Source organism: Bacteroides salyersiae (genome assembly GCF_031172035.1).
Lineage (GTDB): Bacteria > Bacteroidota > Bacteroidia > Bacteroidales > Bacteroidaceae > Bacteroides > Bacteroides salyersiae.
Window position 1 is genome coordinate 2,040,463 of the sequence record NZ_CP133452.1, and the last position, 15,944, is coordinate 2,056,406.

The 15,944-nt window shown below is 38.2% G+C and carries 8 protein-coding genes; all 8 read right to left on the reverse strand.

Annotated elements, in window-relative coordinates; all coding sequences use genetic code 11:
- Positions 1–52: 52 nt before the first annotated feature.
- Positions 53–1,027 carry a hypothetical protein gene (locus RB604_RS07545; protein ID WP_005926116.1) on the reverse strand — a complete coding sequence of 325 codons (975 nt, stop codon included), beginning with the start codon at positions 1,025–1,027 and terminating at the stop codon, positions 53–55.
- A 43-nt stretch (positions 1,028–1,070) separates the two neighbouring features.
- Positions 1,071–2,549 (reverse strand): RagB/SusD family nutrient uptake outer membrane protein, encoded by a 1,479-nt coding sequence (locus RB604_RS07550; protein WP_005926113.1) that lies wholly within the window; start codon positions 2,547–2,549, stop codon positions 1,071–1,073.
- A 13-nt stretch (positions 2,550–2,562) separates the two neighbouring features.
- Positions 2,563–5,469 (reverse strand): SusC/RagA family TonB-linked outer membrane protein, encoded by a 2,907-nt coding sequence (locus RB604_RS07555; protein ID WP_309009407.1) that lies wholly within the window; start codon positions 5,467–5,469, stop codon positions 2,563–2,565.
- A gap of 396 nt (positions 5,470–5,865) precedes the next feature.
- A complete protein-coding gene (locus RB604_RS07560; RefSeq protein WP_055293483.1) occupies positions 5,866–7,704 on the reverse strand; it encodes a C10 family peptidase in 1,839 nt (612 codons plus the stop codon).
- A 115-nt stretch (positions 7,705–7,819) separates the two neighbouring features.
- Positions 7,820–8,746 (reverse strand): hypothetical protein, encoded by a 927-nt coding sequence (locus tag RB604_RS07565; protein ID WP_007478781.1) that lies wholly within the window; start codon positions 8,744–8,746, stop codon positions 7,820–7,822.
- Positions 8,747–8,776: 30 nt separating this feature from the next.
- Positions 8,777–10,426 (reverse strand): RagB/SusD family nutrient uptake outer membrane protein, encoded by a 1,650-nt coding sequence (locus RB604_RS07570; protein ID WP_005926100.1) that lies wholly within the window; start codon positions 10,424–10,426, stop codon positions 8,777–8,779.
- 24 nt (positions 10,427–10,450) lie between these two features.
- Positions 10,451–13,423: a SusC/RagA family TonB-linked outer membrane protein gene (locus RB604_RS07575; RefSeq protein WP_259029937.1), complete on the reverse strand. Its 2,973-nt coding sequence runs from the start codon at positions 13,421–13,423 to the stop codon at positions 10,451–10,453.
- Between the two features lie 939 nt (positions 13,424–14,362).
- The gene (locus RB604_RS07580; protein ID WP_007478783.1) at positions 14,363–15,544 is read right to left on the reverse strand and encodes a site-specific integrase; all 1,182 of its coding nucleotides are present in this window, start codon (positions 15,542–15,544) and stop codon (positions 14,363–14,365) included.
- Between the last annotated feature and the right edge of the window lie 400 nt (positions 15,545–15,944).

The following is a 15,944-nucleotide window of genomic DNA, read 5'->3' on the forward strand; positions in this document are numbered from 1 at the left end:
AGGCAGGCCTCTTTGCCTGCCCTATTATTAAATTTGAATAGCTCTACTATTGTTATTCTATCGGTGCGAATAACGCATTGGCTTCTACATGTGAAATCATAAGAGCATAACCCGTTTTTTCAGCTTTATGCCTGATATAGATATAACATACTTTATTCTCGAAATCAGATAAGTCCACAGTGTGCATTTTGTTTACAGTATCTTTATTTAGAGTAGCTTTATAATAAATTTTAGCTGCATCGGCCTGCTCTTTTGTTTCGATAGGTGATTCGGATGCGATAATTTCAAAAGAGTCAAAATAGATATCACTCGTTTGAACCGGCATTGCTCCGTACGAATAGGGTAAAAACGTAAATTCCGGAAATACACCGTCTGTAAAATCGGCAGTACATTCTATCAAGTCATCAGCAGCTAAGAGAGCGCCAGTATTGCCATCTATTGACCAAAGAAGCATTGCAAAAGATGCGTCATTAACTAATCCCAACTCCCAAGAACTTACGTTTCCGGCTTGAAAACCATCATCGGCACCGAGATTTATAAATGCCAAATTTTGGAGGAAGCTGGTAGTACTAAAGTTTTCATATACAACCGGGGCTCTATCCCAAGCCTTATCTGTTGTCAGTTTCTTAGCTTCTCCAAAAGCTACCCCTTCACGGTTCTGTGCATATGCACAATAATAGTATTCTTTTTGTGCTTCCAGTTCTTTTATAGTTACCACGTTTGTTTCTCCTACTTTGCGTGAATTCGATGGATAAACTACTCCATGAATTAAATCTAACTGATCTTGTGAGGTGGCCAGTACTATACCTTGCTGTATGACGGTATCCAGTGCATTGTTACTCGTTGTTTTCATACTCAGCTTTAGTGCTGTGCCATAGTTACCTAATGCTTCACCCGTTTCAACTATTGCCAATTTACTGGAGTCGAAAACCGGATTATAGTCTTCTTTCTTTTCTTCGCTACATGCAGCAAACAAAATAGAGACACAAGCAAAGGAAAAGAATATATTATATATCTTATTTTTCATAATCTTGTTTTTATCATTATACAATTTTCTCATTTTTCCTTATTTAAGGATTTTGATCGGCTTCTGAGATAGATTCGTTCTCTTGAATTTCTCTTAATGGAATCTGGTATAAGAATTTCCAATCGCCGGCTTCTATTTTTAACTTGGCTGCATCAAAATAGTTAGATCCTGCATAAGTACGGTCCACTCCTTTTTTCAAGCGTAAATGGTCATATAGCGCAAAGCCTTCGCCCCAAAGTTCCAGGCGTCTTTGGGTATATACATCGTCTACTGTGACAGATGCTTTATTCCATGACGGGTCACGGTTTACCATTAAGTCTTTCAATACAATGGCGGCTTCTGTTCCTTTATTCAAGTGCGCGAGAGCTTCTGCTTCTGTAAGATACATTTCGGACACGCGCATAAATACATTATCGGCCATCCAACTGGCAGCATATTTAAATTTCAAGTTAGTATAAGGAGGATATACTGCCGTTGCGTCTTCGGGACTAACGAATTGAGCCAGACGGGCATCTGTCGAAGAGAAGTTACTATACAGTTTTGCATCCATCTTTATATAATAACCACTTTTGCCACCGTAGCCTATACCAGTAGTGCAAATCCATGAAGAGAATGATGCAAATCCCAAAATATTGTCATTTGCTGTTGTTACATCCATTCCCCACATCCATTCTTTGTTATTAATTTCATTAAAACCGTCGGTGGCAATTTCAGTTGTATTCATCAAAGAATACCCACTTCTGGCAGCTTTTGCCATATCAATTGCTTTTTGCCATTCATTCATTACTAAATATGTACGCGAAAGTAGACCTTGTGCCACACTTTTATCAATCCTTCCTTTATCTGTACCTCTATCCCATCCATCCAAGAAATTGATGGCTTTCAGATAGTCTTTCTCTATTTGATCGTACACGTCTGCCACAGGGACACGACCTCTACGGCTTTCCCCTTCGGATGTAGTGATGATCAAGGGTACACCCGGTTGATTTTCATTACCTTTGTAAGTCTGTTGATACATCTGAATCAAATAACTGTATGATAAGGCTCTGAATGTCAACGCTTGTCCTTTAATCGCATGTAATTCCGCATCAAGGCTTTCATCCGGAATTTTTTCAATTATCGCGTTGGCATTATTAACCATCGTATAAAAGAAATTCCAATATCCGAATGTGCGCACATAAGGTTCGTCGCGATAATCGAACAAGTGATCGAATTTAAACCATCCGTTTACGTGCAGAGCCATATCGTCGCTCATGATATCGCTCATCAAAAAGAAACTTTGAAAACCATAATCACAATGTTGATATTGTCCGTCTGTACCCGATTTGGTTTGAAAGTCTGCATATAATCCTTTTAGTAAGGGTTCTACTATGGTTACTAATTTATCCGGATTATTTTTCGCCAGTTCATTCATTGCATCTCCGGTTGCTACATCCGTCGGATTAGTTGTTAGGTAGTCCTCTCCACAAGATACAACTGTGGCAGCGAATAAGGCTATTATTAATGATTTTATAATCTTCATATCCTGCATTTATTTAAAAGTTAATGTTGAAGCCAAAAGATACAGTACGGATTGCTGCATAAACTCCGTAATCAATAGTACCGTCCAGATTCTGTCTGGGATCAAGCCCTGTACGTTTTGATAAAAGCCAAACGTTATCAGCTACAGCAAAAAGTCTTAATGATTCGATTCCCAATTTTTGTGTATACATTTTTGGGAAACTATATCCTAATGATATATTTTTGATATTGAAATAATCACCTCTTGTCAAGAATCGGTCGGACATAGCCGAAAGATTCTGAGTACTCAATTGTACTCTTGGAACAGTTGCTTGTGGATTTTCCGGAGTCCATCTTCCAAAGATGTCAGTTGACCAGTTTGAACCTTCTTGTCCACCGCCCATCAATGAAGAGTAGCCGCTATCATATACATAACCTCCGATAGAGAAAGCTGTGTTGATATTCAAGTCAAATCCATAGGCTGTTAAAGAAGTTGATAGACCGCCGTATACATCGGGTAGGGACGATTTGCCGGTTTCGTAACGTGTTGCATCATTAGGGTTGGCTGTTGTTGTAGTGCTTACATTCCCATCTTTGTCTGTTACATCACGATAGTACAATGCTTCACCTGTGTTAGAATCCACACCTGCATATTTGTACATGTACCAGTCATAGATTGTACCTCCTTTTTTTCTCCAGATATTTCCTGTTGCATATCCATTGGGATCCTTGCCGGTTGCTAACTTAGTAATTTCATTTTTATAATGAGTAAGATTTAAGTTAACGTCCCATTTTATATTATTTGACTTGATAATATTAGCATTCAGTTCTACTTCGACACCGGTGTTTTTCATGTCCATATCATTCACCCATAATACATTAGGAGAACCTTCTGATGGAGCAAGCGGTTTGCCGTAAAGCAAATCGGTCGTTTTTTTGATGAAGAATTCCACGCTTCCTGTAATGCGATCTAAAAAGCCGAATTCTGCGCCGATATTAAAGATGTTACTCTTTTCCCAAGTGATTTCTTTATTTCCTCTCCATACTTTTACACCACCAGGTTTTCCATCTTGTGCAACAACTTCGTATTGATCCATATAAGGCGTATTATTACCGATATTATCATTTCCTTGTGTACCATAACTTGCTTTTAATTTCAGATCTGTCAGGAAATCCACATCTGCCAACCAACTCTCTTCTTTCATTCTCCAAGAGGCGCCGGCTGACCAGAAGTTTCCCCAACGATTGTCCGGATGAAATTTAGAAGAACCATCACGGCGGTAACTTCCACTTAGATAATATTTATCATTATAGTCATATTGAACGCGACCGAAGAAACCTTCCAGACGATAATCGTTTTTATATGAAGAGGCTGATTTTATATCCGCACCGTTGTTTAACTCCGGATTTCCGGGCATATAAAATTGTTCTTTTCTGGCTCCAAGATAATTTACGTTATCTGCTTTAACTTCATGTCCCAGCAACACGTCTACATTGTGGCTGTTAAATCTATGAATCCAAGACAATAATTGATTGGTATTGAGTACAAAATATCTTTGAGATTCTTTTGTGGAACGTCCGTTTACATCTTTTGCATCACCTGCAATCGGTGTTTGGAATACAATTTTATTAGTAGTGAAATTATCAATACTCAAATTGGCTGTGAATTTGAAATCTTTGAGGAATTTAACCTCGCCATATACACGTGCGCTTAAATTGTCTACAGTTGTTTCACGAATATCGTTTATCATCGTATTATACGGGTTTGTACCTGTATTGTACGGTCTTTTACGATCTCCGTCACCCCAGTCTAACAGGTTTTCTCCCGTCGTTGGGTTGGTCATGATATTTCCCTGCGCATCACGTTCCCAGATCGGATAAATAGGTGCAATACCTTGTGCAAAAGAAAACATGCTTGAAGCGTATGAGCTTGCAATAGTTGCATTCGTTGATGTTTGACCATAAGCTACATTAAATCCTGTTTTTAACCAGTCGTTAGCCTGATGGTCTAAGTTGATACGTCCTGAATAACGTCTGAAATCGGAATTACGAAGATATGATTCGTCATCCAAATAGTTTAATGAAGCAAAGAATGTTGTTTTCTCATTACCTCCGCTAAGTGATAGATTGTACTCTTGGCGTAAGCCATTTTTGAATGGATCTTTCTGCCAGTCGTCATGATATAGTAGTTGGGCACTTGGATTCAAACGTCCTGTCACCGGATCTATTAACATATCATTGGCTACATTATAACTATTGTATCCTAAACGATCTATAAGAGTTTTTGATGCGTAGATACCAGCTTGGAGTGGCTCTAATCCTAAGGTTCCGTACATTGCTTCATGCTTGATAGCTTCCCAAAACATCTCATAATACTCACCTTCATCCCTGATAGTGTTATATGGTTTTACGGCTCTTGAATTAATACCCCATTTAGCTTCTAATGATATTTTTGTTTTACCAGAATTACCTTTTTTTGTTGTGACAATGATAACTCCGTTGGCACCACGAGCACCATACATAGAGTTTGCTGCTGCATCTTTCAATACAGTCATGGACTCGATATCCTGATTATTTATGGAGTTTAGAGAGCCTTCATAAGGAACACCGTCTACTACGATAAGCGGGGCCTTGGATGCTGATATGGAGCCTACTCCACGTACATAAATTGAAGATGAAGATCCGGGCTGACCCGAAGATGAAGTGGTCTGTACGCCAGCTACAGCGCCTTCTAATGCTTTAGAAAGGTTGGAAACTTGCATCTTTTCGATCTTGTCTTTTTTCACAGTACCGGCAGAACCTGTGAATGAAGATTTTTTGGCAGTACCGTAAGCTACTACCATTACTTCGTCAATTACTTGTGAATCAGACTTTAATATCACCTTTACAGTCGGTTTGATCGCCACTTCCTGTGTCTGCATTCCGATGTAAGAAATTTGCAAAGTCTTTGCAGAACTATCAGTATGTTATTGTACTGATATACATATAGATACAAAAGCAAGAAGAACTAATAAAAGAATATTGAAAAGAATATAACTTGCTGAAAATAAAAATGTTAACTATTTTGTAGTAAAACTTTGTTTTAGTCATTTCTACTATTACAGTACTTTGTTTTTAATATAACCACCTGTATTATAGTAGATTATAAATTACTTATCTTATTTGTGTCGTATTGAAGATATACTTTTAAGTCACTAATAATATGTCCGTTACTAATTAATTTACTTTATAAATGAGCAGAACAATAAAAAGAGTAACTATCGAAATGCGATAATTACCCTTTCTTTTATGTAAGATATTATAAACGTTATTCGTTTATATCCTCCTTAAATCAGCAATCAATTCTTAATAAATTTAGCGGAACTAACTCCTTCGGTAGTAATTACCTTTAGTATATATATGCCGGAATCATAATCTTCGCATGAAAAATTGAACTCTACGTTTTCCGGACATTCGATTTCCTTTTGTAATTGTCCTTTCATATCATAGATCATCAACATTGTCATTGTTACAGGAGATTTTATAAAAATCCGGTTATTATCATTTGTGATGATAACATTCGATATATTATTCTGTTCCGTTTTTTTCAGACCTGTTCCTCCTGCTTTTACTACAATTTCTGTAGTTACATCCCGACCTCCTTGCACTTGACTCCATGTTTCAACATCATTTGCACGATACATTAACCAAATCCGATCACCGCTTTCCGGGGTTTTGGTAATGGTACAGGTGAGCGAATATCCGCTACCGGGCATACTTCCACTACTACCATCCATTGCCTCCAATTTAGAAATGGCATGTTCTCTGGATATAAACTCTTTTACATCCCCATTCTCGCCAACCAATGCTAAAGCTATGGTACCGGCAAAATTGCGAAGACCATAATTCGCTATAAACGCAGCCATTACATCAAACTGAGTATTAGGTAAGAATTTTGTTTCTGTCGTAGATAATCCGCTATAAGTAACTCCACCTGAACTTCCTTTAAAAAAGGCCAACATATCACGATAGCTTGAACCGGTTTCTGCTTTTTTTATACCTACTATTACATTTTGTCCGATAGAAAATCCTCCGCCGGAATTACCTCCTATACCTTGTTGGTCAGGTTCCAGCGTTGATAATAAATAATACCCGTTAGCTATACCGCCCCATCCCCAATTTACATGATACCTGTCGGCTTTGTAACCATCAAAAACAAATTGATGCCCCTCACGTTGGCTATTACTTCCACCATAAATCACAGGGCGGCCGGTATTTAATTCCGCTTTTAACAGAGCATCCCACTCGTTACTTGTGTACCATTCCTTTTCCAGTACAGTCATACTTTTATCATACTTCATATAATCTACCATTCCCCGGGCGGCTATCAAAGTGAAAGCTCCACTTTCTTTAGGCGTATAATCCATCTGGGAAAGTACACCACAGTGATACATCAACCTTGCCACCTGATTGGCTTGCGTCGAAGTATAAACACCTTCTTCATAAATATCCGGCATATTGTCCCAATCGTAAGTTGCCGTATAATTTGCAGAAACGGTTCTTTCATAAGTTCGTGTCGTATATGAAAATGTAGCGCCATTTCCTTTATCCGGCCAACGGTTATATTTCATGACGATAGCCAATGCAGTTGCTACACAACCCGTTGGAGCTATAATCCCATCTATCGGCGGACACATTTTGTTATAAGGAGTGCCTTGGTTCCATAGAGCGGTTTCCAACAGCACTTCATCTTCTGCATTGTCTGATAAGTATCCATTTTCCAAACTGTTCCACAGTGCTGTTATTGATGCAGACGGAACCCTATTTTGTGCTCTGCTCCAATTAATCTCTTCCCGATAGTATGTCATCCAGTTTTGTAAATTAGATGGCATGTTTTCAACCTCAAATTTTCCAGTATTGCTGTATGCCAATACAGGAACTGCCACATCATCACCGGCAATAATAACAAATCCTCCTTGAGGAATACGATTGAAAACATGAAAGGCCGGTATGGCATCAGCACGCGTTTGCGCGCTTTCACCATTCCATATGTATTCATATTTCGTTTCAACGGAACGGGTTGTTTCTTGATTTCCGAAGAATGTGCGGGCTAATTGCTCCGCTCTCGACACGGTTACATTATCTGCCCATAACAACGATGATGAAAAAAGAAAAAGCCAAAACAGATTACGTCTCATAAATATATATTTTTATATAATAAAGGTTCGATACTCGGCAACTATTAATCTCCAGAATAAAAATCCCCTTACTTTTGAGAAGAGCAAGGGGATTTCAATTTGTCAAAGTCAGCTATTATTCAGCTGTAAGACTCGCTTTATAAACATCAATGCTTAAATATAATTTCGTTGGATTTTTGCTGGCGGGAGCTGCGCCATCATTATCCTGAATAAAGAGAGAGTTGGCAGGGAACGTTATCACATCGTTTGCAATCGTCCCCAATGGATATGTTTTAATGTCATTTGACAAGTTTCCATAAACAGTACCAATTATCATCTCACCATACCCCAGGTTTAGACCGGTTTTTGCGACCTGCATCGTCACCCCATCAATAGTAGATGTCAATACAAACTGGCGCTCTCCCAGGAATGTTTCATTATAGGGATATCCGTCATATATTACAGGATCTCTACTAATATAATATTCTGCCGGAGCATAAGCGTTATTAAAACGATATTTCATAGAACTTCCCAAATCAGCTTTTTCAATCTCGATCCCTACTGCCATCGGACTAACTCCGAAGAAAGTGGAAACAGTACCATCTACATAAACACCCATACCGATACTTTCCCATTTGATACGTTGTATACTGGTTTTGGCCAGACTTGCTCCTTTATACGGGTTGACATAATCGGAATCAAAAGTCAACTCAAAACTATATTCAACTCCCATTTCTGCATTCGGGAACGTAACTACCATAGTTGTCTCTGCTTCACCGGCTGCAAAAGATACCGACTCCGGAATTACGAAAACATTATTAGAATTGTTTATCACTTTTACAGGTACAGTCACTGCCCCGTCCGTTTTATCACGGCCTACAGTTAGAGTTAATGAAGTGATAGCCGGATCGAGTTCATAATTATAGGTATTGGATTCAGAGAAATAAACACCGACACAATCAGGACTTACCGTTGGAGAGGGGTCTCTCTCAAGATCATCAGAGCAAGCACCAAGAGCCCATGACAATACTCCTAATACTGCAAATTTAATATATTTATTCATATTCTTCATATTTATTTAAAACGATTATTATTAGTCCGTTACACCATCTTTCAAGCCGGCACCGTCTCCCGGTTGAGGTTGACGACCGCCATTATTATTTGCTGATAAAGGAATACCGGCATTACTATTAGTCTCATCTTGAGGTATACGCATCAATAACCAACCATCATTGGATGCAATATTAAATGCGAAATTACCAGGAAAATTGGTTGTTACCGCACTGCTTACACGTACGATATTTTTGCCGAGACGCATGATGTCTGCCATCGAGAATCCCTCACCCCAAAGTTCTACACGGCGTTGGAACCAAACTTCATTCTGGAAAGAAGTTGCATCTGCAGAAGTACATACGTAATTTTCATCACGATAAGCTTTTATGAAGTTCTCCAAAATAGCCTTACCTCCCGGTAGATCCCCTGCCATAGCCGTACCTTCGGCGGCAATCAGCAACATCTCTTCATAGCGCATCATACACCAGTCACCTGCATTTTTATCATTACCTACTCCACCGTATTGTGCAAATTTTACATTGGTATAAGGCGCAAACGGAACTTTTACATCCGGGATAGATAATGATGCGATTTCATCGCCAATTGCATCTCCCCAAGTCAAATCAGCCAGATTGTCCGAATGTAAATTTTCGTCTACCCACCAGCCTTTACGTACGTCTGTATGTGGGATTTTCCGGAATAACAAGTTATTGATCATCTTATAACAGCCTTGTCCGGTTGCATATCCTCTACCGGCGAAAGAGCTATAAGCAGCCGGCCAGGTAGTAAGCTGACGTTGAATGTTGCTTTCTGCTATGATCGCTCCCCATATCCAGTTTGCAGCCTTATGATCTATAAATGTCGGTTTGGAAACATCTTCACGAGTATAGGGAGCATATCCCTTCATTGCTTCCTGAGCATCGGATGCTGCTTCGGCCCAATTTTCCATATACAGATTGGCGCGGGCGCGAAGTCCATAAGCCACATTCAAGTCCACTTCGTTTTTAGAAGAACGGGTGTAGTTTAAGTCTTTGAATATGTCAATCGCCTCATTCAAATCATCCATGATTAATTTATAAGCAGCTTCTGCTGTTGCACGTGGATTGCTTGACGGATCTCCTTCCATATCATGCGTTACAAGAGGAACGGTAGGCTTGTCTTCATTCCCTTTGTATTTAAACTGGAAATAAGGAACTATACATAAATAATCGAATGCACGAACCGCTTTTGCCTGCGCTTTATAACGAAGCAATGTCGTATTATCCGTATCAGCAGGAATAGACTTCAAGATGTCATTTGCCTGCTTGATCTGGTTGTAAAACAAAGCCCAACGTAAATACGGATTGGCATATGTATCGCTACGATCAGAAAATTCGCTACAGGTAGAGAACCAGTTATAATCAGAGTTGGTTGAAACCATATCCGGACCATTCAAATCCTGAGAAAGGCACACTGCCGGATAACCGAAATCATCATCACGGGCACTGGTGAATATGACCTTATAGGATGCCGATATTTGAGAAAACATACCGGTTACATCGGCCTGTAATCGTTCGGGCATCATCTCAACTACTTGTTGCTTTTGTTCATTTGTAAATGTTCCGCCTTCAGGAATCGTATCAAGATCGGCACAAGATGCGATCAACGAACCTCCTAAGACCAGGACTAAATATTTATTTGCCATTTTCATAATTTCATCGTTTAGTTATTAACATTAGAATTTCAAAGTAATACCACCGGAAATTGTTCTCAGTGCCGAATATCGGAAACTACCGGAAGTGGTAGAACTACCTAATCCCCAGTATTGACGTGGATCCAATCCTTTTTTACCGGATATAACGGCCAGGTTTTCGCCGGAAACATACAGACGTAAACTTGAGATACCGAGTGTATTTGTCAAACGTTTCGGGAATGTATATCCTAACATGACACTATTCAAGCTCAAATAATCCGAGCTGACCAGGAATCGGGATGACTGTTTCTGGTTAGTGTCATCCGAAGCACAGAGACGTGGAACGTTTGAATTCGGATTTTCCGGAGTCCATGCTTCCAAAACATCTTTATGGAAATTGGTTCCTGCACCGTCACCACGATGCATCAAAGCTTCATAAGTACCATCATACAACTTACCGCCAAGTTGATAAGAGAACTGTACGGAAAGATCGACACCGTAAGCATTCAACTGTGTACCGAAACCACCGTATACTTTTGCCAAAGTACTGCCTAAGTCAGACTGTTTTGCTTTTGAATAATCATCAGTAGTGTTATAATCACCATTGTCAGGATCAACATAATATAATGCTTTACCGTTATCGTGGTCAACGCCTGCATATACCGGCAAGTATGAGTTATATAAAGAACCACCGATACGGTAAATAGCATTGCTGTATTTTATACCGCCGTTATTTTTAGCTGATTCTGCAAGATCGGTAATCTTATTTTTATAATGAGTTGCATTGACATTAGCAAGCCATTCTATATTGTTATTTTTGTAAAGTACTCCGTTCAAATCGATCTCTACACCTTGGTTCACAATTGAACCTACATTCATCGGAATAGTAGCGTATCCCATGGAAATAGGCACAGGTTGGTTATAGAGCAAATCCACCGTTTTACGATTAAAATATTCAATTGTACCATTTAAGCGGCTACCGAATAACTCGAAATCGACACCGGTATTGAATGCATACGATGTTTCCCATGTAATATCTTTATTACCTTTGTAAGTGAACGATACTGCAAAATCACCGTTACTGTCTGTTACTGAATATTGGTCGGCGTACGCATAGTAGTTTCCAAGATTATCATTACCCTGTATACCATAACTTGCCTTAAACTTTAACATGTCTACCCATTTTGCATTATACATGAAGTTCTCTTGGCTGATGAGCCATGCAAGACCTACACTTCCGAAGTTCCCCCAACGGTTGTCCGGATGGAAACGGGAAGAAGCATCGCGACGATAAGACGCACTAAGGAAGTATTTACCATCATAGTCATATTGAATACGGCCCAAGAATCCCATTGTAGTATATTCATTCGTAAAAGAAGCCACCTTAGGAGGAGATGCAATTGCATTGCTTAATTCACCGATAGTCGGATTATAAATTTTAGTATTGCTACCTTGTAATTCCTGTATTTTCAAATTATATGATTCGTATCCTGCCAAAACATCAAAATTATGTAAATTTGCAAAAGTCTTTTTGTAAGTTGCAAGATACTGCTGATTGATTGCAAATTCCCGATAATGAGCTACATAAACTGCTCCACCGCTACTTACGCTCGAACCATAAAATGGATTTGATAACTCATTGCTGCGCTGGTTACGTACATTAGCACCGATATTGGCTGTAATAGACAACCCTTCTATCGGAGTTAAAATGGCATACCATTTACTGTTGATTACATCTGTATAAGCATTTTGCTTATCCAAGTCCATTGTTCCCAGGGGGTTACCCGACATACTGGGGCGGACAAAGTTCGTAGAAGAACCAAAATCATAAACAGTCAATCCGCGTTCGTCCACTTGAATGTTTCCGTCTGGATTACGTACATATACAGGATAAATCGGAGCAATCATATTGGTAAGCTGGAACAAGTTGCCGCTTGAGCCCCATGTAGTTTGTCCGCTCGGGGATTGTATATTATAATAGGTATATCCTATATTAGCACCGACTTTCAACCATTTTTTTGCTTGATAATCAGCTTTTGCACGTCCGGTGAAGCGTGTAAAACCCGAACCGGGAACAATACCGGAGTCATCCAGATAACCCGCTGACATGTAGTAGTTTATTTTATCGGAAGCACCTGCAACAGATACATTATACTCCTGACGAAGATTGGAATTACCAAATGCTTCATCATACCAATCATCCGGTCTATAATAATATTTGCCGTCAGAATATCCCAATGTAGCATTAGGATTGAGTTTGAAGTTTGTACCTATCAGTTTTTCTCCTTCAGGAACTGTATATACCAAATAACCGACACCACCATTTTTATCATCCAGCAAAGCCGCGTCGGCAAAAGCATAAGCTTCTGTCATACTGGAACCATTGTATGCTTTTGAGTTATACAATGCACGATACATTGTTTCATAATACATACCCGGATCTGTCATTACATCATAGGTAGGCACTGCACGACGATTAGAACCCCATTTGGCATCTACAGTGATAACAGCTTCTTTAGAATCTCCCTTTTTAGTAGTTATCAAGATAACTCCGTTGGCACCACGGGCACCATAAATGGCATTTGCAGCCGCATCTTTCAATACGGTCATACTTTCAATATCCTGCGGATTGATAGAAGAAATACTTCCATCAAAAGGAATACCGTCCACTACATATAGAGGAGAGTTGCTCGCACTCATGGAGCCGATACCGCGAATGCGGACAGTAGCAGCGCTACCCGGTTGTCCATTGTTGGCAATGGTTTGTACTCCGGATACCTGGCCGGCTAATGCATTCGTTACATTGGAAACAGAACGCTCGGCCAGTTTATCGGCCTTTACCGTCGATGCAGAACCGGTAAACGACGATTTCTTGGCAGTACCATAAGCTACTACCATCACCTCATCAATCATCTGAGAATCGGATTTAAGGAATATTTTCAGGGACGGCTTTATTGCAACTTCTTGGGTCTGCATACCAATAAACGAAATTTGCAAAGTCTTTGCAGAACTAATCTTATTTTAAATTGCTTATAATTAGTTGTTTATAGAAAAACATCAGTACTTTGCTGTATTTATTAATCCATATATTATTTTATTATAAATCAGTGTATTATATATAAAATATATGAATATTATTGTACAATATGTATACCTTATTTTCGCCTAAATAGAGATTTAATCATCTTATAATCAATAATTAATAATGTATATATATATTATACAGAAATACCACTTTGATACTATTTAGTTATTAACACATCGTAAAGTCAATAATTATTATAGTATTTAATATAATTAGTTATAGTAATTTATGAAACCATTGCGCTGAATCAATATTTCAAAATCCTGTAAGAATATAGCGAATGTATCTGATATTTTCCCGGTCAAACTATCTGTCGATTGAAAGGTCATCTGATGATGTTGAAATAACAACCTTTTATAAACAGAATTATGTATAAATTAAATAAATGAAAAAATCAATAGTATATATAATAATCTTAGTAATCGCAAAAAATAAGTTGTGACAGCGTCAACCCAAACCCATATACATCAGTACCTCCTGTCTGCTTGAAAAGACGTAACATCTTTTTCAAAAAGACATAGCACCTTTCAAAAAAAGACGTAGTATCTCTCAAAAAAAGATGTAACAGGTTGCAACGGAAAGATGTGCAGGTTTCAAAAAAAGATGTAGCATCTTTTTTCTGATGAATGTTTTTATTCTTCAGGATATCTTTTCTGTCTATTTTTTCCCCTTTCACCGGCTTTACCTTTTTTGCTTCACTGCTTTGTTCATCGGCGATACAGGGTGAAGGGGTCCTGCTGCTTTCCAGTCTCTGTATAAATCCCCCCCCAAAGTATCGGGCATACGGGGCGTAAGCACCGAGCATACGGATGGTGATTACCGGGCATACGGACGGTGGGCACGATACCCGGAAAGGATATTTCCTGATTTTACACCGGAGAACGTTTGGTACTTTTAGCTTTTTCCAGATCTCTGACAATAGTCATATCCATAACATTCGTATATACTTGTGTTGTTTTTACGCTCTTATGTCCCAATAGTTTTTGTACAGTAGTAATGTTCACTCCATTGTATATTAATAAGGTGGCATTAGTATGTCTTGCGGTATGAAAAGATATTTTTTTATGTATTCCTGCAAGCCTTGATATAATAATCAGTTCTTTATTCACATTCGAATTATCTCTGAGATTAAAAAAATCCGAAAGATTATTCTGATATTTATTCAATATTTCAAGACCTTTTCCTTTAAATAATAGATAGAGAGGGAGTCTCACTTCTATTCTGGTTTTTATTGTTTTATATATCAACCAAGTGTCTTTTTGAATTTTGACGATATTTTCGGAAGACAGATTCACAAAATCTGAATAACGTAACCCCGCATAACAGCAAAACAAAAAAGCATCTTTAGTCTTTTCCAGCCTGGTATATCTATCTCCCAAATCAAGTTTCTCTATTTTATTAAGTTCATCCGGCGAAAGGTGAGTATGGTTATTTTCTACACTTTTAATTTTATATTTCCTAAAAGCGTATTTTTGTATTTCCATATACTCCTTGTTTATTGCTGTATTTATATGACGTTTCAGGTGCTTCATGTGTTTGGCTATGGTATTCACATGATATCCTTTGGCTTGCAAGTATTGATCAAAAGAAGATATGAACTCAAAAGTCAGTTCGGTAAATGAAACATCTTTCTTATACTCCCTCAGTAATTCAAGCGTTGAAAGATGATTTTGCTTTGTACTCTCCTTCAATCTGGAATTGATGATTTCCTTACGGAAAAAAGCTAGAAAAGACTCCTCCTCCTCTTGCACGCTTACCAATGCCTCTTTTAAAGCATCCAATGTAACCGTTTTCCTTTGCTGCCATAACCCCAATTCTTTCTTTTCTATCTCAGCCATATACTCATAAATCATCCGATTTATTGCATCTGCATTCGGATGATTCCTTACTCTTCTTCTTTTTGCATCCCACTGTTCCGGTTTCAAATAGACCTTAGTCGAAAAGTACTTTTTCTTTCTATTCAAATAGGCTTCTATTTGAACTAAAGCCATGCCTTTTTTATTCAGGCTTTTTTTTCTGTTGAATACTAAATTGTAGATAATTTTTTCCATTAGGTTAATTTTGAATTAATACTATAAACAAATAAGACGTATATATGGCCTATATAAGAACTGAATAAGTTTTAATATCTGCTAAAAGCGTAAAAACATATATTATAACTAATGAATTTCTTTTAAAAAAAATGCGGAATTTTTGTTTATAAAGCTTTTCCATTAGTCAAAATGGAGAGCTTTTTGCCAAAATTTGCAGTGAAAAACAGAAAATGAACGATAAAATCGTACTTTTCGTCAATACAACATGTTATTATTTGATACTCTGTTTAGGTTTTTTAAGCTATGATTATATGCTGTTGAGCATAAACAAGCTCATTTTGATAACAATTTGTTATTAACACAAGCTTTTTTCGCAAAAATAATTGCTCGTTTCATATTTATTAATATATTTGCATTT